This is a genomic window from Bacteroides sp. NSJ-39, assembly GCF_014287315.1.
Classification (GTDB): Bacteria; Bacteroidota; Bacteroidia; order Bacteroidales; family Bacteroidaceae; genus Bacteroides; species Bacteroides finegoldii.
The window spans coordinates 120,747-142,840 of sequence record NZ_JACOOB010000001.1; the positions used below are offsets into that span (position 1 = coordinate 120,747).

The 22,094-nt window shown below is 42.0% G+C and carries 16 protein-coding genes and 1 tRNA gene; 15 read left to right on the forward strand and 2 right to left on the reverse strand.

The window, feature by feature from the left end; translation table 11 throughout:
* Positions 1-24 precede the first annotated feature (24 nt).
* The 11 genes from H8S63_RS00585 (at position 25) to H8S63_RS00635 (ending at position 12,769) form a co-directional block, all read left to right on the forward strand.
* Positions 25-915: a glycosyltransferase family 2 protein gene (locus tag H8S63_RS00585; protein ID WP_186925408.1), complete on the forward strand. Its 891-nt coding sequence runs from the start codon at positions 25-27 to the stop codon at positions 913-915.
* Positions 912-2,141, forward strand: a complete 1,230-nt coding sequence (locus H8S63_RS00590) for a glycosyltransferase family 4 protein (RefSeq protein ID WP_186925409.1) — start codon at positions 912-914, stop codon at positions 2,139-2,141. The genes H8S63_RS00585 and H8S63_RS00590 overlap by 4 nt, the downstream gene beginning before the upstream one ends.
* Entirely contained in the window at positions 2,138-3,076 is a 939-nt protein-coding gene (locus tag H8S63_RS00595) for an NAD-dependent epimerase/dehydratase family protein (RefSeq protein ID WP_186925410.1), read from the forward strand. The genes H8S63_RS00590 and H8S63_RS00595 overlap by 4 nt, the downstream gene beginning before the upstream one ends.
* Positions 3,077-3,078: 2 nt before the next feature.
* On the forward strand, positions 3,079-4,068 hold the full coding sequence (locus tag H8S63_RS00600) for a glycosyltransferase family 4 protein (protein WP_186925411.1): 990 nt from the start codon (positions 3,079-3,081) through the stop codon (positions 4,066-4,068).
* On the forward strand, positions 4,055-4,450 hold the full coding sequence (locus H8S63_RS00605) for a WbuC family cupin fold metalloprotein (RefSeq protein ID WP_186925412.1): 396 nt from the start codon (positions 4,055-4,057) through the stop codon (positions 4,448-4,450). Before H8S63_RS00600 ends, H8S63_RS00605 begins: the two co-directional genes overlap by 14 nt.
* Positions 4,451-5,025: 575 nt before the next feature.
* Positions 5,026-6,597, forward strand: a complete 1,572-nt coding sequence (locus tag H8S63_RS00610; RefSeq protein WP_186925677.1) for an ATP-binding protein — start codon at positions 5,026-5,028, stop codon at positions 6,595-6,597.
* 161 nt (positions 6,598-6,758) lie between these two features.
* Entirely contained in the window at positions 6,759-9,080 is a 2,322-nt protein-coding gene (locus tag H8S63_RS00615) for a transglycosylase domain-containing protein (protein ID WP_186925413.1), read from the forward strand.
* Between the two features lie 4 nt (positions 9,081-9,084).
* On the forward strand, positions 9,085-9,471 hold the full coding sequence (locus H8S63_RS00620; protein ID WP_022276363.1) for a 2-amino-4-hydroxy-6-hydroxymethyldihydropteridine diphosphokinase: 387 nt from the start codon (positions 9,085-9,087) through the stop codon (positions 9,469-9,471).
* Positions 9,472-10,224, forward strand: a complete 753-nt coding sequence (kdsB, locus tag H8S63_RS00625) for a 3-deoxy-manno-octulosonate cytidylyltransferase (RefSeq protein ID WP_007755418.1) — start codon at positions 9,472-9,474, stop codon at positions 10,222-10,224.
* Between the two features lie 5 nt (positions 10,225-10,229).
* Complete coding sequence (locus H8S63_RS00630; protein ID WP_186925414.1) at positions 10,230-11,513, forward strand: pitrilysin family protein; 1,284 nt, start codon at positions 10,230-10,232, stop codon at positions 11,511-11,513.
* 86 nt (positions 11,514-11,599) lie between these two features.
* Positions 11,600-12,769 carry a phosphatidylinositol-4-phosphate 5-kinase gene (locus H8S63_RS00635; protein WP_186925415.1) on the forward strand — a complete coding sequence of 390 codons (1,170 nt, stop codon included), beginning with the start codon at positions 11,600-11,602 and terminating at the stop codon, positions 12,767-12,769.
* 134 nt (positions 12,770-12,903) lie between these two features.
* Here H8S63_RS00635 and H8S63_RS00640 read toward each other — a convergent pair whose 3' ends face one another.
* Complete coding sequence (locus H8S63_RS00640) at positions 12,904-13,842, reverse strand: ribose-phosphate pyrophosphokinase (RefSeq protein ID WP_007755426.1); 939 nt, start codon at positions 13,840-13,842, stop codon at positions 12,904-12,906.
* Positions 13,843-14,128: 286 nt separating this feature from the next.
* Between H8S63_RS00640 and H8S63_RS00645 the strand changes: the two genes are divergently transcribed.
* From H8S63_RS00645 to H8S63_RS00655, 3 genes are read left to right on the forward strand one after another with little or no spacing between them, the layout of a single operon-like run.
* On the forward strand, positions 14,129-18,373 hold the full coding sequence (locus H8S63_RS00645) for a DUF5113 domain-containing protein (RefSeq protein ID WP_186925416.1): 4,245 nt from the start codon (positions 14,129-14,131) through the stop codon (positions 18,371-18,373).
* A 38-nt stretch (positions 18,374-18,411) separates the two neighbouring features.
* A complete protein-coding gene (locus H8S63_RS00650; protein WP_007755434.1) occupies positions 18,412-19,140 on the forward strand; it encodes a DUF5932 domain-containing protein in 729 nt (242 codons plus the stop codon).
* Positions 19,141-19,177: 37 nt separating this feature from the next.
* The gene (locus tag H8S63_RS00655) at positions 19,178-20,632 is read left to right on the forward strand and encodes an AbgT family transporter (RefSeq protein ID WP_186925417.1); all 1,455 of its coding nucleotides are present in this window, start codon (positions 19,178-19,180) and stop codon (positions 20,630-20,632) included.
* 66 nt (positions 20,633-20,698) lie between these two features.
* On the opposite strand, the gene H8S63_RS00660 is transcribed toward H8S63_RS00655, so the two are convergent.
* Positions 20,699-20,772, reverse strand: a tRNA-Arg gene (locus tag H8S63_RS00660).
* Between the two features lie 287 nt (positions 20,773-21,059).
* Here H8S63_RS00660 and H8S63_RS00665 point away from each other — a divergent pair.
* Positions 21,060-21,794 (forward strand): hypothetical protein, encoded by a 735-nt coding sequence (locus tag H8S63_RS00665; RefSeq protein WP_007755440.1) that lies wholly within the window; start codon positions 21,060-21,062, stop codon positions 21,792-21,794.
* Positions 21,795-22,094: the final 300 nt, after the last annotated feature.

The following is a 22,094-nucleotide window of genomic DNA, read 5'->3' on the forward strand; positions in this document are numbered from 1 at the left end:
AAGTTAAAATAACGTCAAATAGAAATGTTAGATCTTTCTGTAATAATCCTCACATATAATGAGGAAAGACACATTGCACGAAGCATTGACAATGCAAAACGTATAGCCAAACAGATATATGTAGTAGACAGCTACTCAACCGATAAAACCTGTGACATTGCGCGTGAACATGGTGCGATAGTGTTGCAAAATAAGTATGTGAATCAAGCACAGCAATTTATATGGGCGATGGAAAATTGTCCTGTTAAAACGGAATGGACCATGCGTTTGGACGCTGACGAATACCTTACTGATGAACTTATAGAAGAGGTAGAGAAGAAGTTACCTTTGCTGCCTGCTAATGTTGCAGGTTGCATGTTACCGCGCAATGTAGTGCTATTTGGGCGTGAATTAAAGCATGGGAAACTACATACAATCCGTTTGATGCGTTTATGGCGTACAGGAAAGGCAATGATGGAACAGCGTTGGATGGATGAACAAATTTATGTTACCGAAGGTGATACAGTAGATATGAAGCATCGATTTATTGATGAAAATTTAAATGGACTCACTGAATGGACTCAAAAGCACAACAACTATGCCAACCGTGAGATTGTGGCTGCTTATGAAGGTTATTGGAACGACACTGTATCGGGAGGGAATGGATTGGAGAGCCGTAACAGGGAGAAAGGGAAGTATTATAAACTGCCCAAATTCTTGCGTGCATTCATGTATTTCTTCGTTCGCTACATCTGTTTTGGTGGCTTTCTCGATGGCAAACCCGGCTTTATCTGGGCTACATTACAGGCATATTGGTACAGGTATCTTATAGATGCCAAGATTGAAGAGATGGAATATTATATAGGGAAAAATCCTACACCGCAAGAGATGCGGACATATTTTAAGGAACGATTTAATATAAACGTTGATAAATGAGCAAGAAAGTCTTAATTCACAGTCTTATCTTCAGCCCAGATGGTGTTTCCACTGCATATCTTTATAACGATATCGCACTTAGATTTCAAAAAGAAGGTTATGAGGTAGTAGTGCTTTCTACAACACCGCACTTTAATGTAGTAGAGGAACAACTGGCAAAGCAACCGCTAAAGTGGAAAATCCCCGGAATTTATAAGGAAAGTGATTTTCATGGTATAAAGGTAATGCATGTGCCACAAAAGAAGTTCAAGAGCACTGCATTGCGTATTCTTGGTTTTGTTTATTGGCACATCATTTCGTTTCTCCTTGGTTTGTGCATACGCAATGTTAGTGTAATAGTGTCGCCCTCGCCACCTCTCAGCATAGGAATGCTTAATCTCATCCTCGGTAAATTAAAAGGTTGCAAAGTTATATATAATGTACAGGAAATTTATCCCGATATCCTAAAGAAGAAAACAGGACCGATAATCGCTTGTTTAAAGAAAGTCGAACGTTGCATTTACAACAAGTCTGCTGCAATCACTACCATTGACGATGTTTTCTATAATACGATTGTGAGTCGTTTTGAAGATCCGAATAAGCTACACATCATTCCCAACTTCGTAGATACTGACCTCTATAACCCAACTAATGTAGAACCTCTTGACGAGAATATCTTTCCTAAAACCGATTCTTTGAAATTGCTTTATGCCGGGAATATAGGACATGCGCAAGACTGGCGTCCGCTGGTGGCATTGGTCGAAAAAACAAAGGATTTGAATGTTGAGTACTTTGTGATAGGTATGGGGGTACAACGATCATACTTGGAACAACAGAAAGCAGAGAAGGGACTGGACAAGTTGCATGTACTCGATTATCAACCTCGCCATCTGATGCCGAGTATATTGGCATACAGTGACGTGCAGTTCATCTTTATGGCACCCGAAATGGAAATGATGGGATTTCCGTCTAAGGTGTATACCATTATGGCTTGTGAAAGACCGTTGCTTATATGTTCCGGAGACAAAACACCTATCGTAAACTTCACTAAGGATTATAATTGTGCAAAGCTTATTACTGAGAAGGACTTTGATAAGAAGGTAGATGAAATGGCACAATGGCTAGCATCGGTGTCGCGTGAAGAGCTTCAGAAAATGGGGCGTAACGGATATGATGTGATACAGCGCTATTACACAAAAGAAAAGGTAACAAAACAATACGTTGATTTGGTAAATAAAATATTATGAAGATACTTATAACCGGAATTCACGGCTTTGTAGGGGGGAATTTGGTAAAAGCTTTGGGGCAAAGTAATGAAATTTACGGCCTTGATATCGTAGCGCCTGAAAAGGAGGGTGTGGTCAAGACCTTTTCCTGGGATGATCTTGACGAAAATAAGATTCCACAAGTAGATGCCGTTATCCATCTTGCCGGCAAGGCACATGATTTGAAGAAAACTTCTGGGCCGGAAGTGTATTTTAAGGTAAATACGGGGCTCACTCAAAAGATGTATGACTGGTTTCTTAAATCATCGGCCGGGAAGTTCATTTTCTTTTCATCAGTGAAAGCGGCTGCTGACTTTGTCCCCGGTGATATTCTGACTGAAGATATTGTTCCCAATCCAGTAGGACCTTATGGTGAATCGAAGATCAAAGCTGAAGAATATATCCTATCTCATCCGGCCGCAGATAAGCAAGTGTATATCCTGCGTCCCTGTATGATACATGGTCCCGGAAACAAGGGGAATCTCAATTTGCTCTATGGAGTGGTGAAAAAAGGAGTACCTTGGCCTTTGGGGGCTTTTGAAAATCACCGCTGCTTTACCTCTATTGACAACCTTTGTTTTGTCATAAAAGGGCTGCTTGTTAAGGAAGTGGAATCGGGCATTTATAATATGTGTGACGATGAGGCGTTATCGACCAACGGACTTATTACAGTTATCTGCAAGGTTTTGGGTAAGAAAGCACGTATTTGGTATCTGCCCAAAGGGCTGATGAATGGTATGGCGAAGGTGGGAGATGGGTTGCACCTGCCACTAAACTCGGAGCGTTTGACAAAGCTAACTGAAGACTATGTGGTTAGCAATGCTAAAATAAAAAAGGCACTGGGTATAGATAAAATGCCCATACGTGCCGAAGAAGGACTTACACAAACCATTAAATCATTTACAAATACAAAATAAGTATGGTTGTATATCTGTTAATAGCAGTATTATTGCTTGTTCTTGAATGGGTCTATTTTAAGATTGCCGACAAGTTTAACATTATAGACAAACCCAACTTGCGTTCATCGCACAGTACTATTGTGTTGCGTGGCGGAGGTATTATTTTCTTGTTTGGAGCCTGGCTTTATGCTGCCTTCTATGGTTTTACATGTCCTTGGTTCCTGTTAGGACTCACTATGTTGGGTGGTATCAGTTTTGCGGATGATATTCATTCGGTATCCAATAAATTTCGCTTGATTGTGCACTTTGTCGCCATGACACTCATGTTCTACCAGTGGGGGATTTTGCTGCCCGAGTATTGGTGGGTGGTTATCATTGCGCTCATAGTATGCACCGGCATTATCAATGCGTATAACTTTATGGATGGAATAAATGGTATTACCGGCGGTTACTCGTTGGCTGTGCTTGTTCCGTTGCTTATTCTCAATTCGCGGGAGGGGTTTGTCGACCGGAATTTCATTATTGTGGCTTTGCTTAGCGTGCTGATATTCTGCTTCTTTAACTTCCGCACTAAGGCTAAATGTTTTGCAGGTGATGTGGGAAGTGTATCCATTGCGTTTATTTTGCTTTACTTTTTAGGTTCTTATATATTAAAAAGCGGAAACTATTGGGCTATTCTGCTGCTAATGGTATATGGCGTTGATAGTGTACTCACTATTCTCCATCGGATATTATTGCATGAAAATATAGGCAAACCTCATCGTAAACATGTTTATCAATTGATGGCCAATGAATTGCATATTAAGCATGTGGTAGTGTCGACCGTCTATATGGTTATGCAATTAATAATCTCTTTGGGGGCTATTTATTTGCCCATGAATAAGTATTTGTATTTAGTTGTAGTGCTGGTATTACTTTGTATCGTCTATGTCTTGTTCAAGAGAAAATATTATCACCTACACGAAGAATATCTACGTGCAAAAGTTAATGAAAAATATGGAAATAAATGATAAACTGCTTGATGAACTGTTAGCTCAGGCGGGAACAAATGAGCGGCGGCGCATTAATCTTGATTTGCGTAATGGTGAAGGTGACACTTCGCAGCGTATGCTCAATGCCTTGCTACCGGGAACGCATGTTCCTATTCATCGTCATACTAAAACAATTGAGACTGTCATTCTGCTTAGAGGTCATATAACGGAACTTTTTTATGATGAAAAAGGTGTTGAATGTGCTCGGCATGAATTGAATCCTGCAAGTGGTATTTATGGCGTACAAGTACCTGCCGGAATGTGGCATACTCTTATTGTGCATGAGCCCTCTGTCATTATAGAAATGAAAGAGGGGGCCTATGTGCCAATTACTATGGATGACATTTGGCAATATGAATAAGTCGCAAAGCTCCCTATATAAATCGAATTTAATATCAGGTATGGGGAAAGAGTACGGATAACAGAACTATACGTCAAGGTTTGACGTTGACAAAAGGTCGGGAAGAGTACAGTGGTATGTTCCTGACTTATACCCTCATATTAGCATGAAGCTAATATGATTTGTATGTGAGATATATCAACTGTCTGTGAAGATAGTTGATATATTTGTTAGAACAGTGCTTTACGAAGGCTAAAGCATAGCTTTAGAGGTCGTAAAGCACTGCTTTAGGACTTATATAGCACTGTGTTTGTTTGACGATGGGTGTGGCGGGTATGATGAGTTTATCAGGTGCGGTGGTTATGGCGGGTACAGTAGGTACACTTTTTGGGGGGCTCTCTATACACACGCACACGTGCGCGAATTAACTAGGTACGTGCGTACGTGTGCGTGGAAAAATGCGGGGTGTATTTACTGTACCTTTTGTACCTGTGGAGCTGTTCATATAGAGTAAAAGGAGCAGGCGGGAAAAAGTTTTCTGCCTGCTTTCTTTTTGAACGGATATTTTTTGTAGCTTTGTGAAAAATATGATTGATATGGAAGCTTTGCAAAGATTATACCCCATAGGGATACAGACTTTTTCTGAAATTCGTGAGAAGAATTACCTTTATATTGATAAGACGGAATACGTTTATCGCATGACTCATTTTGCGAAATATGTGTTTCTGAGTCGTCCTCGCCGTTTTGGTAAATCTTTGCTTACTTCTACTTTGCATAGTTATTTCTCTGGTCGTAAGGACCTGTTTCAAGGGTTGGCTATGGAGAGGTTGGAGAAAGAGTGGATAGAATATCCGGTTCTTCATTTTGATATGAGTATGGCGAAGCATGTGGATAAGGAGCGTTTGGAGCGTTTGCTTGACTTTATGCTTTCAGACTATGAGCGGACCTTCGGTCTCGATACAACTGCCGGTGATGCTAATCTGCGATTAACCCGTCTTATCAAGTGTGCTTATGAAAAGACAGGGAAAAAGGTTGTAGTTCTTATAGATGAATATGATGCTCCTTTGCTTGATGTGGTACACGAAAAGGAAAATCTAGGCGTATTACGTAATATCATGCGTAACTTCTATAGTCCCTTGAAAGCTTGTGATCCTTATCTGAAGTATGTGTTTCTGACTGGTATCACCAAGTTCTCTCAGTTGAGTATCTTTAGTGAATTGAATAATATCAAGAATATCAGCATGGATGAGCCATACGCTGCAATTTGCGGAATAACGGAGGATGAGATGCTAACGCAGATGAAAGAGGATATGGGGATGTTGGCTGCGAAATTGAATATTTCCCCTGAAGAGGTCTTGCTGAAGTTGAAGGGGAATTATGACGGTTATCATTTCACTTATCCGTCTCCCGACCTCTATAATCCGTTCAGTCTGTTGAATGCTTTTGCGGATGGCAAGTTCGGTTCTTACTGGTTCGGTAGCGGCACTCCTACATACTTGATAAAGATGTTGGAGAAGTTCGGTGTTGAACCTTCTGAAGTCGGAGGAAAAACAGCAGCTGTGGAGGATTTTGATGCACCGACGGAGACAATGTCCAGTATTACTCCGCTGTTATATCAGAGCGGTTATATCACCATCAAGGGTTACGATAGCGAGTTGGGACTGTACACATTGGATATTCCTAATAAAGAAGTTAGGGTCGGCTTGATGAGGAGTCTGTTGCCTTATTATGTGTCTACACCTACTGAAAAAACGAATACCATGGTAGCTTATCTTTCCCGTGATATCCGTAATGATGATATGGATTCTGCGTTGCGTCGGCTGCAGACTTTCTTGTCTACCATTCCTTATTGTGACAATACAAGGTATGAAGGTCACTATCAGCAGATGTTCTACATTATTTTCAGCTTATTGGGTTCTTTTGTGGATGTTGAAGTCCGTACCCCCCGTGGTCGAGTGGATGTGGTGCTTCGTACGAAAACAACGCTCTATGTGATGGAGTTGAAGCTTGACAAGACTGCCGGTGAAGCTCTGGAACAGATCAATCTGAAGAATTATCCTGAACGCTTCGCTTTGTGTGGGCTTCCGGTAGTGAAAGTGGCGATCAACTTTGATAGTGAACGCTGTACGATAGGAGAATGGAAATTACAGACTATTGATAAATGGTGAGTTACTATACGACTCGTTCATAATTGGTAACTCTGAATAGATAGAGTTAGGGTGAATGACAGGCGGGAATAAAAATCCCGCCTGTTTTTGTTTGGTCGGCTACCGGATTTTATCTACCTTTGTAACTTAATTAAGTGCATTTTTTATAAGCAAGAAAAAACATGATTCGAAAAATAATAAAAGCTCTTTGGATTTTATTGGCAATCGCAGTAGTGGCTGTCGTCATTATTTTTGTTTCTATTTCGAAAGGTTGGATCGGCTATATGCCTCCAGTGGAGGAACTGGAGAATCCAAGTTATAAATTTGCGACGGAGATCTTTTCTGAGGATGAGAAAGTGCTCGGTACTTGGTCTTATAGTAAGGAAAATCGTGTGTATACAGCCTACAAGGACTTGTCACCCAACATTATTAATGCGTTGATTGCGACAGAAGATGTTCGTTTTGCCGAACACTCGGGGATTGACGCTAAGGCGTTGTTCCGTGCATTTGTGAAACGTGGTTTGTTATTCCAGAAAAATGCGGGTGGGGGAAGTACTTTATCACAGCAGCTTGCCAAGCAGTTGTTTACGGAGAATGTGGCGAGAAATACTCTCCAGCGTCTTTTCCAGAAACCGATTGAGTGGGTGATTGCCGTAAAACTCGAGCGTTATTACACCAAAGAGGAAATTCTGAGTATGTACCTCAATAAGTTTGATTTCCTGAATAATGCTGTCGGTATTAAGACGGCTGCGCATACTTATTTTAACCGTGAACCGAAGGACTTGAAAATAGAGGAAGCGGCTACCTTGGTTGGTATGTGTAAAAATCCGTCACTCTATAATCCTGTTCGTTTTAATGAGCGTTCTCGCGGCCGTCGTAATGTGGTGCTTGGACAGATGCGTAAAGCGGGATATATTACTGAATCCGAATGTGATTCTCTGCAAGCGCTTCCTTTGAAATTGTCGTATAACCGTGTTGACCACAAGGAAGGTTTGGCTACTTATTTCCGTGAATACCTGCGTGGTGTGATGACAGCAACCAAGCCGGTGAAGAGTAATTATCGTGGTTGGCAAATGCAGAAATTCTATGAAGACTCCCTTTCTTGGGAAACGAATCCTCTGTATGGCTGGTGTGCGAAGAATAAAAAGAAGGATGGTTCGAATTATAATGTCTACACGGACGGACTGAAGATTTATACGACTCTCAACTCGCGGATGCAACAATATGCGGAGGAGGCGGTAGAAGAACATTTGAGTTATTTGCAACCTTTGTTTTTCAAAGAAAAAGTAGGAAGTAAGAATGCGCCATACGCAAGAGTGCTGCCTGCGAAACGGGTGGAAGAACTGTTGACGAAGGCCATGAAACAGACAGAGCGTTACCGGCTGATGAAAGAGGCGGGGAATTCTGAACAGGAGATTCGGAAAGCATTCGATACACCGCAGGAAATGACAGTCTTTTCGTGGATGGGAAGCAAGGACACGATTATGACTCCGATGGATTCAATCCGCTATTATAAGTCATTCCTTCGTACCGGCTTTATGTCGATGGATCCTATGAACGGGCATGTGAAAGCTTATGTTGGCGGACCTAATTATACATATTTCCAATATGACATGGCGATGGTAGGACGCCGTCAGGTAGGGTCTACTATCAAACCGTACTTGTATACGCTGGCTATGGAGAATAATTTTTCTCCTTGCGACCAGGTGCGCCACGTAGAGCAAACGTTGATTACAGAAACTGGGGAACCATGGTCGCCACGTAATTCCAATAAGAAGCGTTATGGTGAGATGGTTACTCTAAAATGGGGACTGGCTAATTCGGATAACTGGATTTCGGCTTATCTGATGGGCAAACTGAATCCGTATGAATTGGTGCGGCTGATCCATAGTTTCGGAGTGCGCAACAAGGCCATCGACCCGGTTGTTTCACTTTGTCTGGGACCTTGTGAGATTTCTGTCGGAGAGATGGTGAGTGCATATACTGCTTTTGCTAATAGGGGGATTCGGGTGGCTCCTTTGTTTGTGACTCGGATCGAGGACAGTGAAGGTAATGTGATTTCTACGTTTGCGCCACAAATGGATGAGGTGATCAGTACTTCAAGTGTATATAAAATGTTGGTCATGTTGCGTGCCGTTATAAATGAAGGAACGGGCGGACGTGTCCGACGTTATGGAATTACTGCGGATATGGGTGGAAAGACGGGGACGACAAATGAGAACTCGGATAGTTGGTTTATGGGCTTTACCCCTTCGTTGGTGTCCGGCTGTTGGGTTGGAGGTGACGAACGTGATATCCACTTCGGATCGATGACATACGGACAGGGAGCTGCCGCTGCTTTACCTATTTGGGCAAAATATATGAAGAAGGTATTTGATGACCCGACTTTGGGATACGATCAGCAGGAAACTTTTAAACTTCCGGAAGGATTCGATCCTTGTGCCGGTTCGGAGACTCCGGATGGCGAGGTGGAGGAAATGGGACTGGATGATCTTTTCAACTAAAAAGATGCACAAATACATTGTTTGCATAGGGAGCAACTACAATAGAACGGAGAATCTGACTTTTGCCAGGCAGAAACTGGCGGAACAGTTTTCTCCTATCTACCGGGCACCTGAGTTGGAGACGGAACCTTTGTTCTTCAAAAATCCGGCTTTGTTTTCCAATCAAGTGATCATGTTCTTTTCGGATAAGGATGAGGAACTCGTGAAGAGGATACTGAAAGACATAGAACTGGCTTCCGGTCGTCTGCCGGAGGATAAGAAGGAAGAGAAAGTCTGTTTGGATATTGATATACTTTTGTATGATGATAAAATAATAAAACCGGAAGATTGGGAGAGGGAATATGTGCAGCAGTCATTATCCGCTCTTTATTCTTCATTATCTATTAAATAAATGAAATTTCTGGGAATTATACCTGCCCGTTATGCCTCTACCCGTTTCCCTGCGAAACCGTTGGCTATCTTGGGCGGAAAAACAGTGATACAGCGTGTGTATGAACAAGTAGCCGGCATTTTGGATGATGCGTATGTGGCTACTGATGACGAACGAATTGAGAAGGCGGTGAAAGCTTTCGGCGGTAAGGTGGTGATGACTTCTGTTCATCATAAAAGCGGTACGGACCGTTGTTATGAGGCTTGCGTCAAGATTGGAGGGGACTTTGATGTGGTAGTCAATATACAAGGGGACGAGCCTTTTATACAGCCTTCGCAGTTGAATGCCGTGAAAGCTTGTTTTGAAGATCCTACTACACAGATTGCTACATTGGTAAAGCCTTTTACTGCTGATGAGCCGTTTGCCGTACTTGAGAATGTGAACTCTCCCAAAGTGGTAGTCAATGCAAATTGGAATGCCCTGTATTTCAGTCGTTCTATCATCCCTTATCAGCGTAATGCCGAGAAGAAGGATTGGCTGAAAGGACATACCTACTATAAACATATCGGTTTGTATGCTTACCGTACGGAAGTGCTGAGGGAGATAACCGCACTACCGCAATCATCACTTGAGATAGCGGAATCGTTGGAGCAACTGCGCTGGCTGGAAAACGGGTATAAAATAAAAGTGGGGATCAGTGAAGTGGAAACGATTGGAATTGATACTCCACAGGACTTGGCGCGTGCAGAAGAATTTTTGAAAAATAGATTATAACGTTTATGGATCGCACGATACAGCCTGAGATACAACCTCTGAAAAATTTCCATATACAGACTCCTGTCAGGACAACGTTGCCGAATGGTATTCCGCTGACTGTTATTAATGCCGGTGAACAGGAAGTGGTGCGTATGGATGTGCTTTTCTCCGGAGGTCGCTGGCAGCAGTCGCAGAAGTTGCAAGCTTTGTTTACGAACCGTATGTTGCGCGAAGGTACGACGAAATATACGGCTGCCACCATTGCGGAGAAATTGGATTATTATGGTTCGTGGCTAGAACTCTCCAGTTCTTCGGAGTATGCTTATATCACTGTTTATTCATTGAATAAGTATTTAGCGAAAACGTTGGAAGTGGTAGAGTCGATGATTAAGGAACCACTGTTTCCACAAAAGGAGCTTCAAACTATTCTGGATACCAATATCCAGCAATATTTGGTCAATACCTCTAAGGTTGATTTTCTTGCACATCGTAGTTTGCTGAAGTCTCTTTACGGTGAACAACATCCGTGCGGGAAAATAGTGATGGAGGAGGATTATCATACCATAACTCCAGAAGTGCTTCGTGAGTTTTATGAGCGGTATTACCATTCCGGCAATTGCTCCATTTTCTTATCCGGCAAGGTGACGGATGATATCATTAGCCGTGTAACGGATATTTTCGGGATTCCGTTCGGGCAATATCAATTACAGATGCCGAAGTCGAGTTTCCCGTTTGCGGCTATACCTGAGAAGAGGATTTTTACGGAACGTGAAGACGCTATGCAGAGCGCAGTGAAAATGGGATGTACCACCATTACTCGCGAACATCCCGACTATCCGAAGCTGCGTGTGCTGATGACATTGTTCGGAGGTTATTTCGGTAGCCGTCTGATGTCCAACATTCGCGAAGATAAAGGGTATACTTATGGCATATCGGCAGGAGTAGTATTTTATCCGGATAGCGGCTTGCTGATTGTTTCGACGGAGACGGATAATGAATATGTGGAGCTGTTAATACAGGAAGTATATCACGAAATAGACCGGTTGCACCTGGATCCTGTATCTGCAGAAGAGTTGAGGATAGTGCGCAACTATATGTTGGGAGAAATGTGCCGCAGTTATGAATCGCCTTTCTCTCTCTCGGATGCGTGGATATTTATAGCTACTTCCGGTTTGAAGGATGATTACTTCGCACGTTCTTTGCAAGCCGTAAACGAGATTACTCCTGCGGAAATACAGGATTTAGCGCAGCGTTATTTATGCAAAGAGACATTAAAAGAGGTCATTGCAGGTAAAAAGTTGTCATAATTTGCTTTCCGGTAAGGGGCTTTTTGGGAGAGAAATCGTATCTTTGTCCAAATCGTAATTCTAAAAATGAGTAACAACTAAAATAAATGAAGAAATATCTATATACTACACTTTTATTGGCTCTCCTGGCACAAGAGGGGGTAATGGCACAAGAAAATGAAGGGAAAAAGGGCGGATTCTTCGGAAAGATAAAGGATACATTCTCTACAGAAATAAAGATTGGCAACTATACTTTTAAGGATGGCAGTGTCTATACAGGAGAAATGAAAGGACGCAAACCAAACGGGAAAGGAAAGACGGTCTTTAAAAATGGGGATGTCTACGAGGGTGAATATGTGAAGGGGAAACGTGAAGGGTATGGCATCTATATGTTTCCTGACGGAGAAAAGTACGAAGGACAATGGTATCAGGACCAACAGCACGGAAAAGGTATTTATTATTTTATGAATAACAACCGTTATGACGGTATGTGGTATCAGGACTACCAGCATGGCAAAGGGACAATGTATTATCACAACGGTGACTTGTATGTAGGTGGTTGGGTGAATGATAAGCGTGAGGGTGAAGGTACGTATACTTGGGCGAATGGCGCTAAATATACCGGTCATTGGAAGAATGACAAGAAAAACGGTAAGGGTACTATGAACTGGGATGACGGATGTAAATATGAAGGAGACTGGAAAGATGATGTCCGTCATGGAAAAGGAGTATTTGAATATACTAACGGAGATAAATATGAGGGTGACTGGGCAGATGATATCCAGCATGGAAAGGGTACTTATTTTTTCCATACGGGAGATCGTTACGAGGGTTCTTATCTCTTGGGTGAACGTACGGGTGAGGGAATTTACTATCATGCTAACGGTGATAAGTATGTAGGTAACTTCAAGGATGGTATGCAAGATGGGAAAGGAACTTTTACCTGGTCGAATGGTGCTGTGTACGAAGGTGACTGGAAAAATAACAGACGTGAGGGTAAGGGTATCCATAAATGGAGTAATGGTGATGTGTACGAGGGGGATTGGAAAGATAACCGTCCGAATGGTGAGGGGACTTTAAAGACTGTTGCGGGTATGCAATATAAAGGTGGCTTCGTTGATGGATTGGAAGAAGGCCAAGGGGTTCAGATTGATAAAGACGGTAACCGTTTCGATGGTTTCTTCAAACAAGGAAAGAAGAATGGTCCTTTTGTGGAAACGGATAAAGACGGGAAGATAATCAGAAAAGGAACATACAAATTCGGAAGACTTCAATAAAGTGGAAAATTGAGAGTTGGAAGTTGAAAGTTGGCTGCGCAATGAAGGCAGCGTTATCAAATAAAAATAATCGCAGGTTTAGTTCTTTACTTTACCTGCGATTATTTTTTATTTAGTTGAAAATGAAGTTTCGACTAGATGATATACTGTGAGCTGATTGACTCGTTGTTCATAACTCGTTTGATTGTCTCAGCAAACATATCGGCGATACTTAACTGTTTTACTTTCGCACACTTCTTAGCGTAAGGAATGCTGTCGGTAAATACCATTTCTGTCAGACCGGATTCCTGTACACGGAATGAAGCGGGATCGGACATTACGCAGTGGCTGGCAATAGCACGTACAGACTTTGCACCGGCTTCCAGCATAATGTTGGCAGCTTTGGTGATTGTTCCGGCTGTGTCTACGATATCATCGATCAATACTACATTTTTATCTTTCACATCACCGATAATCTGCATGGAAGCAACTTCATTGGCTTTCTCACGCGACTTGTTGCAGAGTACCAACGGTACACCGAGATATTTGGAGAAAGTGCTGGCACGTTTTGAACCTCCTACGTCCGGTGTAGCAATCACCAGATCCTCCAATTTCAATGACTGGATGTAGGGGAGGAATACGGCTGACGCATACAAGTGGTCTACCGGAATATCGAAGAATCCCTGAATCTGGTCTGCGTGCAGGTCCATAGTAATCAGTCGGTCGATACCTGCAACGGAAAGCAGGTCGGCTACTAGTTTAGCTCCGATAGATACACGAGGTTTGTCTTTTCTATCCTGACGAGCCCATCCGAAATAGGGAATTACGGCTACAATGCTCTTTGCTGATGCACGTTTTGCCGCGTCAACCATCAGGAGAAGTTCCATTAAGTTGTCTGAGTTTGGGAATGTGGATTGAACCAAGAATACATGGGCGCCACGAATTGATTCCTCATATGAAACAGCAAATTCGCCATCGGCAAAATGGGTAATGTTCATATTTCCCAGAGGACAATTCAGGCTTGCGCAGATTTTTTCTGCAAGATATCTCGAGTTTGTTCCCGAGAATACCATAAAGGGTGCTTTTTCGCTCATTTTGTAATAGATGTTTTACCTATTTGTTAATTTGCCTGCAAAGGTAGGAATTTCTCTTATTATTTAGAAGGACTTATTGTATAAAAAATCATTTTCTCTCCAACTTATCGGAAATATTTGTAGATTTGCGTAATTAATGGATAGTTGACGATGGATAATGAAAAGGATTTCTTTAAATAATAATGTCCGAAGAACAGGTAATGAGGCACAGCATAGCTCATTATCGATTATTTATTATCCGTTATCTATTCTGATAATTCTTTCTTTGTTCTTCTCGTGCACTGATATGGTGCCGACTAAAGAGGTGCGTTTGATTGATTCGCTTAATGGAACAGCGTATGCTTATCGTTACCGAAATCTGGATTCTTCTTATAAATATGCCGAACAGGCTTATAGTAAGGTGAACTTTTATAAGTCGGGGAAAGCGGAAGCTTTAAATAATCTGGGATTCTGGGCTTTTATGAATATGGATTTTGACCGTGCCGAAGCGTCTCATAAAGAGGTCTATAAACTGACTAAAAACGAACTTGAGCTTTTGATTGCCGATATCGGACTGATGAAAATCTGTCAGAGGACGGCAATGAATAAAGAATTTTATGATTACAGGAACAGTGCGTTGAGACGTATGAAACGTATTCGTGAGGAAAGTGATTTGTTTGCCGACAGGCACGAAAAGCTTCGGCTGGATTATGCTTTTACGGAGTTCTTTATTGTTTCCGCCATTTATTACTATTACCTTCAGCAACGACAGGAAGCGATTGCGTCGCTCAGTCATATTCCGGAAGAGGAAGCATTGGCGGATACTAATCAATTGCTTTACTATCATTATCTTAAGGGGGCCGCTTCTTTGGTTGAAGCAAAGACACCGGAAGAGAGAAAACTACGTGAGTTTGATCATTTGTATTATACTTGGCGGGCGGCTGTTCAGAGCAATCATCCTTATTTCGAAGGAAATGGTTTGCAAGGTCTTGCCAACTTGATGGCTTCTTCCGATAGTTTCGAGTTTTTCCAGACAAGGAGAGGACATATGCTAGAGCAGTTTGCTTTGCCGGTAGATTCTCTTTTACCTTTGCGCATGGCACAACTCGCGCTTGAGAGATTCCGCCAATATAACGACTTGTATCAGATTGCCGGAGCGTATGTTTCTATCGGGAAATATCTGAATGCGCACGGACGATATTCGGAAGCGCTGGATACACTTACGAAAGCATTGGATTGTGTGAATCGCCATCATATACTTTATTATCATCATGAAGCGGATACACTGGATAAGCTGCATACGTTTGCAGAAGGCGATACTACCTATACGGGAGTGCCTTGGATTGCGCAGGAAAATGTGAAGACCGTTCCTGAATGGATTTCAAGGATTCGGGAACAATTGAGTGTATCGTATGCAGGGCTCGGAATGAAATATGCTTCTGATTATAATCGGAATATTTATCTGGATATTTTGAATTTTACCCGCCAGGACAAGGAACTGGAAAGTCGTTATGTGTCATTGGAAGCCGGTTCGCGCCAGATGACGCTTGTCCTTTCTCTGGTGATTGCCGGATTGGTATTGGTGGTGATTTTCTGGTGGTTCTTTAATAAGCGTTCTAAAATAAGAAACCGGTTGGATGTGGAACGTTTGCAGCAGATTTTAGGACTCTGCCGGGATATTACTTCATCCATCCCAATGAATGTCCCTTTGATTCAGCAGGGGATAGATCAGTTGTTTGGAAAGGGACGTATGAAATTGGAAATATCGGAGGAAGGTAAGGCGACGCTGTGCTCTGGATATCGGCTGAGCCGCGACGAGAAGGCTTTGGTCCACGTATTGGAACCTTATATTATTTGGGCGGCTGACAATGAGCAGATGGTGGAAGCATTGAGTGACGAGCGGATGCAATTGGAAAAACAGCGGTATATCTATGAGCAGCATATTGCCGGAAATAAACGCCAGAACTTGATAAAAAAAGCCTGTATGGCTATCGTAAATGGTATCAATCCGTATATTGACCGTATTCTGAATGAAGTACATAAGTTGACGGAACGGGGATATATCGATGATGAAAAGATCAAGAAAGAGAAGTACCAGTATATCGACGAATTGGTTACTACGATCAATGAATATAATGATATTCTGGCTCTCTGGATTAAAATGAAGCAAGGAACGCTCAGCTTGAATATTGAGATATTCAGCCTCAATGAGTTATTTGAACTGGTAGGGAAAGGACGGCGTGCCTTTGAGATGAAAAAACAGACTTTGGAGATTGAACCGACCGTTGTCACGGTGAAGGCCGACCGTGCATTGACTCTGTTTATGATTAATACGCTGGCGGAGAATGCGCGTAAATATACTCCGGAAGGTGGGAACATCAAGGTATACGCACGTATGACGGATACTTATGTGGAGATTTCCGTAGAAGATAACGGACGAGGTATTTCAACGGAGGATGTGGAGCGTATCATTGGTGAGAAGGTGTATGATTCGCGCGTAATCGGGATGAAGAATGCGGAGGATCCGGAGGAACTGAAAGAAAACAAGGGGAGTGGCTTCGGATTAATGAACTGTAAGGGAATCATTGAGAAATATAAGAAGACGAATGATTTGTTCCGTGTGTGTGCTTTCAATGTGGAAAGTGAATTGGGTAAGGGGAGTCGTTTCTATTTTCGTTTGCCTTTAGGGATACGTAAGATAGTCGGTGTATTGCTTTGCCTGTTGCTTCCGGTAGGGATGGTGTCGTGTGTGCATGATTCTATTTCCCCCATGTTGCAGGAAGGAGATTCGATAGTTGTGGTTACGGATTCGGTATATGAGGATTTGCTGGATGCTGCGTCGGACTATGCAAATGCTGCATATTTTGCTAATGTGGATGAAGAATATGAACTAGCTTTGCAGTATATCGATTCGGCTATGATGTTATTGAACGAGCATTATGAGAAATATGCACGGGCGGAACATCCGCATCGTTATATGAAATTGGTTGGTGAGGGGATACCTGCCGAGATTAGTTGGTGGAATGAGTTGTTTGACTCGGATTATCATGTGATTCTGGACATAAGGAACGAAGCGGCAGTCGCTTTTCTGGCTTTGAAACAACTGGATGCGTACAGTTATAATAATTCGGCATTTACGGATTTGTATAAGTTGCAAGGAGAAGATCAGACGTTGGAGGCATATTGCAAGCAGTTGGAACGTTCGAATACGAACAAGACGGTGGGGATCATTTTATGTTTTGTCCTGTTGGTGGTTTTGTTGGTCGGGTACTATTTTCTGTATATGCGCAAGCGGCTGCAGAACCGACTGAATCTTGAACAGGTGCTCGAGATAAATCAAAAAGTGTTTGCAGCCTCTTTGGTCAGACCACAGGAGCAAGAGGATGCAGAAGCACTCCAACGAGAAGAGAGTACGCTAAAGGAAATCCCGCAACGCATAGTGGATGAAGCATTCGGGTCTGTAAATGAATTGCTTACGATTGACCGGATGGGTATTGCAGCGTATAATGAAACGACGCATAGGCTGGAATACGCTTCATGTCCCGGTCAGGAGATGCCGGAGATGGTACAGCAATGTTTTGATTCCGGTGAATATCTTGAACGACGGCATTATCTGGCTATTCCATTGAAGGTGGAAGCGGGAGGAGAACACCAGTGTGTGGGTGTGCTTTATCTGGAACGCAGGGAAGGGTCGGAGCAGGAAACAGATCGTTTGTTGTTTGAATTGGTGGCACGCTATGTGGCGATTGTGATATTTAATGCGGTGGTGAAATTGGCTACGAAATATCGGGATATTGAGTCGGCGCATGAAGAGGCACGACGTGCTCTTTGGGAAGACAGTATGTTGCATGTGCAAAATATGGTATTGGATAATTGCCTGTCTACGATTAAACATGAAACAATTTATTATCCGAATAAGATCAAACAAATTGTCGGTAGGCTCAATATGCAGAATATTTCAGAGAAGGAAGAACGTGAGGCTGTGGAGACAATAACCGAATTGATTGAATATTATAAAGGAATCTTTACGATTCTAAGTTCGTGCGCTTCCCGTCAGTTGGAAGAGGTTACTTTCCGGCGGGTGGTGATTCCTGTACAGGAACTTTTGGATACTGCCGGAAAATACTTCAGAAAGTCAATGAAGAACCGGACGGAGAGGATAGAACTGGAGATAGGAACGGTGGACGCAAAAGTGATAGGAGATCTGAATCAGTTGCGCTTCCTATTGGAAAACCTGATTGACGAAGCGTTGGCGGTTCACGAAGACGGTCTGTTGCGTTTGCAGGCACGGCAGGATGATGAATATATTCGCTTTCTTTTTACGGATACAAGACGCGAGAAGAGTATGGAGGAACTGAACCTGTTGTTTTATCCGAATCTGGCACGTATGACTGCCGGTGAAAAAGGGGAGTTGCGTGGTACGGAATATTTGGTATGTAAACAGATTATCCGCGATCATGATGAATTTGCAGGACGCAGGGGATGTCGTATTAATGCCGAACCTGCTGCAGATGGAGGATTTACGGTTTATTTTACTGTACCGCGTAGATAAAATAAGGAAAACACATAAAAGTTTTTAGATATAAGGAAATGGAAGAACAGAAATTTAGAGTAATTATTGTAGAGGATGTAAAATTGGAGTTGAAAGGCACGGAGGAGATATTCCGTCACGAAATACCGAATGCGGAAGTGATCGGTACCGCCATGACAGAGAATGAATTCTGGCCCTTGATGGAAGCCCAACTTCCTGATTTGGTTTTGCTGGATCTGGGGCTGGGGGGCTCTACCACTATCGGAGTAGATATTTGTCGGAATATATTCAAACGTTATAAGGGGGTTCGTGTGCTGATCTTCACCGGTGAGATCTTGAATGAGAAATTATGGGTGGATGTGTTGAATGCCGGTGCCGATGGAATTATTCTCAAGACTGGAGAGCTGCTTACTAAAACGGATGTACAGGCTGTAATGGATGGAAAGAAGCTAGTGTTCAATTATCCGATTCTAGAAAAGATTGTAGACCGTTTTAAGAAGTCTGTCGCTAATGATGCAAAACGTCAGGAGGCGGTTATCAGTTATGATATTGATGAATATGACGAGCGTTTTCTCCGTCATTTGGCATTAGGATATACGAAGGAGATGATTGCAAATCTGAAAGGTATGCCCTTCGGTGTGAAATCATTGGAAAAACGGCAGAATGACCTTATCGGACGTCTTTTCCCGAATGGAGAGCGGGTGGGGGTGAATGCTACCCGGTTGGCTGTGCGTGCATTGGAATTGCGCATTATTGATCTGGATAATCTGGAGCCTGATGATGAATAACTAAGGAAAGCTGACGAAGAATAAATCCTGAAAAGCGATGAAGACAAAATGGCGTATGCCCCATCCTGCTACGATGTTTATGCTGTTGACGATGGCAGTGGTTTTTCTTTCATGGATATGCGATATCTATGGGTTAAAGGTGACATTACCGCAAACCGGTGAAGACATTCGTGTGCAAAGTTTGTTGAGTCCGGAAGGTATTCGCTGGTGGTTGCGCAACGCAATTAAGAATTTTACAGGATTTGCTCCTTTGGGGATGGTAATCATCGCGATGTTCGGACTTGGGGTTGCCCAACATTCCGGGTTTATTAATGCGTGTATCCGTTTGGGGGTGGGGAACAGGAAAGAGAAAAAGAGAATTATTCTTTGGGTAATTGTTCTGGGGTTATTATCGAATGCCATTGGTGACGGTGGGTATATAATTTTGTTGCCTATTGCGGCTATGTTGTTCCAATGGGTAGGTCTCCATCCGATTGCCGGAATTGTAACGGCTTATGTTTCCGTTGCGTGTGGATATAGTGCCAATATTGTATTAAGTACGATGGACCCGTTATTAGCTCATACCACACAAGAGGCTGCTTTGGCGCAGACTGGATATCAAGGGAACACCGAACCTCTTTGCAATTATTTCTTTATGAGTGCTTCTACGGTGGTTATTACTGCTATTGTTTATTGGGTGACTGAGAAATGGCTTATTCCTAAGTTAGGGAATTATGAAGGAGGGATAAAGGTAGAAGCTTACCGGCCTCTGTCCCGCAAAGAACGGCGTGCTATTATGATCTCCATTGTCGTGGCAGCTATTTATGTGGCTCTTATTTTGTGGCTTACTTTTTCTTCTTACGGGATTCTACGTGGGGTAAACGGTGGTTTAATGCACTCACCTTTTATTGCAGGTATTTTGTTTCTTCTCTCATTGGGAGCCGGTATCACAGGAATGGCGTACGGCTTCAGCTCCGGTCGTTATCGTACGGATAATGACGTCATAGAAGGGTTAACGCAACCCATGAAACTTCTTGGTGTCTATTTTGTAATTGCTTTTTTTGCAGCACAGATGTTTGCATGTTTCGAGTATTCACATCTGGATAAGTGCCTTGCCATCATGGGAGCGGAACTGCTTTCTTCTTTTGAACCTGCTCCATTGGCTGCTTTGGTATTGTTTATCCTGTTTACAGCAACTGTCAATCTTATTATGGTATCTGCTACCTCTAAATGGGCTTTTATGTCTTTCATATTTATTCCGATGTTTGCGCAAATGGGGATTACTCCGGACATTGTACAATGTGCTTTTCGCATAGGGGATAGCTCGACCAATGCAATCACTCCTTTCTTGTTTTATATGCCTTTGGTATTGACTTATATGCGGCAATATGACAAGCGAATTACGTATGGAGCTTTGCTTAAATATACTTGGAGATATTCACTGGCTATCTTGTTTGCCTGGACATTATTGTTTGTTGTCTGGTATTTGTTGGAGATACCGGTCGGACTGTAAGATGTTTAATATCAGCTATTTAAAAAGAAAATCCGATAACGTTTAACTGTTACCGGATGTTAATAGTGATTCCGCTGCGATTCGAACGCAGGACCCACGCCTTAGAAGGGCGTTGCTCTATCCAGCTGAGCTACGGAACCATCCTTATTTGCGGATGCAAAGGTAGTGCTTTTTGTGGAATATCAAAAATTTTTGGCTGTTTTTTTATTTGTATTTTTCTTTTTGATTATGAATCAGCTATTTATAGAATACAAATATTGGGTGTCTTCTATATATGGTAGGATAATTAAATAGAGGAATGCCCTTTTTACGAAGAATAACGAACGTTATATAGGTTTCAAAAAACTCAAAAAACTTAAATAGGGTTGTGTTTTTCTATTATAAGGTTTACTTTTGAACGATAAACAACTAAAAAACACATAAAGTTATGAAGAAATTTATTTTTTTATTTGCATTTTGTATTACTGTTACTAACATTTTTGCACAGACCGACCCTAACCAAATTAAAAAAGAAGGAAATGACGCATTCAATGCTAAAAATTATCCCGTAGCGTATGCTAAGTTTAGTGAATACTTGAAGCAAACTAATAATCAAGATTCTGCAACAGCTTATTATTGTGGTATGGCTGCCGATGAGATAAAGAAATATGCCGAAGCTGTTACTTATTTTGATATAGCAATTCAAAAGAAGTTCAATATAGGGAATGCATATGCTCGTAAGGCTGCGGCTTTGGATGCGTTGAAGAAAACTGACGAATATGTGGCTACATTAGAAGAAGGCTTGAAGGTGGCTCCTAACAATAAGGTAATGGTGAAAAATTATGGTCTTCACTTTTTGAAAGCAGGGCTTGCCGCTCAAAAAGCAGGTAAGACAGAAGAAGCAGAAGAAAACTTTAAAAAAGTAATTCCTTTGAATCATAAGACATACAAAACGAATGCGTTGTATAGTTTGGGTGTTTTGTGTTACAATGATGGAGCTAATATTTTAAAGAAAGCTGCTCCTTTGGCAAACTCTGATGCGGATAAATATGCTGCGGAAAAAGAGAAAGCTGATGCCAGATTCAAAGAAGCGGTAGATTATCTGGAAGAAGCTGCTAAAATATCTCCGGAGAATGCAAACGTTAAGAAAATGCTTCCTCAAGTGAAAGCTGCTATGAAGTAAATTAGACTATCATATAAAGAACTAGGAAGGGTTACCGATAGACATTGTCTGGGTAGCCCTTTTTTATAGTTATCTTTCTCTACCGGTTTTATAACTATAATTAACTGAAATATGCAGGACGGTACTGAACAAAAATCTCATTTCTACTGTTATATTTATGTGTTTTTCATAGTATTAGATATAAGATTAATTAAAGAGATTGTACTCCACTTGTGAAAGCTAAAGTACATCAGAGACAGAAGAGTCTGTTTTTTTGATAAATGTGTTAGAGCATCGGTTTATTAAGCCGATGCTTTTTTT

Excerpts from the sequence above, each read along its gene's own strand:
- H8S63_RS00590 (WP_186925409.1), top strand. The coding sequence starts at position 912 with ATGAGCAAGAAAGTCTTAATTCACAGTCTTATCTTCAGCCCAGATGGT.
- H8S63_RS00640 (WP_007755426.1), bottom strand. The coding sequence starts at position 13,842 with ATGAGCGAAAAAGCACCCTTTATGGTATTCTCGGGAACAAACTCGAGA.
- H8S63_RS00600 (WP_186925411.1), top strand. The coding sequence starts at position 3,079 with ATGGTTGTATATCTGTTAATAGCAGTATTATTGCTTGTTCTTGAATGG.
- H8S63_RS00655 (WP_186925417.1), top strand. The coding sequence starts at position 19,178 with ATGAAGACAAAATGGCGTATGCCCCATCCTGCTACGATGTTTATGCTG.
- H8S63_RS00605 (WP_186925412.1), top strand. The coding sequence starts at position 4,055 with ATGGAAATAAATGATAAACTGCTTGATGAACTGTTAGCTCAGGCGGGA.
- H8S63_RS00645 (WP_186925416.1), top strand. The coding sequence starts at position 14,129 with ATGGTGCCGACTAAAGAGGTGCGTTTGATTGATTCGCTTAATGGAACA.
- H8S63_RS00585 (WP_186925408.1), top strand. The coding sequence starts at position 25 with ATGTTAGATCTTTCTGTAATAATCCTCACATATAATGAGGAAAGACAC.
- H8S63_RS00635 (WP_186925415.1), top strand. The coding sequence starts at position 11,600 with ATGAAGAAATATCTATATACTACACTTTTATTGGCTCTCCTGGCACAA.
- H8S63_RS00650 (WP_007755434.1), top strand. The coding sequence starts at position 18,412 with ATGGAAGAACAGAAATTTAGAGTAATTATTGTAGAGGATGTAAAATTG.
- H8S63_RS00620 (WP_022276363.1), top strand. The coding sequence starts at position 9,085 with ATGCACAAATACATTGTTTGCATAGGGAGCAACTACAATAGAACGGAG.
- H8S63_RS00610 (WP_186925677.1), top strand. The coding sequence starts at position 5,026 with ATGGAAGCTTTGCAAAGATTATACCCCATAGGGATACAGACTTTTTCT.
- H8S63_RS00665 (WP_007755440.1), top strand. The coding sequence starts at position 21,060 with ATGAAGAAATTTATTTTTTTATTTGCATTTTGTATTACTGTTACTAAC.
- H8S63_RS00615 (WP_186925413.1), top strand. The coding sequence starts at position 6,759 with ATGATTCGAAAAATAATAAAAGCTCTTTGGATTTTATTGGCAATCGCA.
- H8S63_RS00630 (WP_186925414.1), top strand. The coding sequence starts at position 10,230 with ATGGATCGCACGATACAGCCTGAGATACAACCTCTGAAAAATTTCCAT.
- H8S63_RS00595 (WP_186925410.1), top strand. The coding sequence starts at position 2,138 with ATGAAGATACTTATAACCGGAATTCACGGCTTTGTAGGGGGGAATTTG.
- kdsB (WP_007755418.1), top strand. The coding sequence starts at position 9,472 with ATGAAATTTCTGGGAATTATACCTGCCCGTTATGCCTCTACCCGTTTC.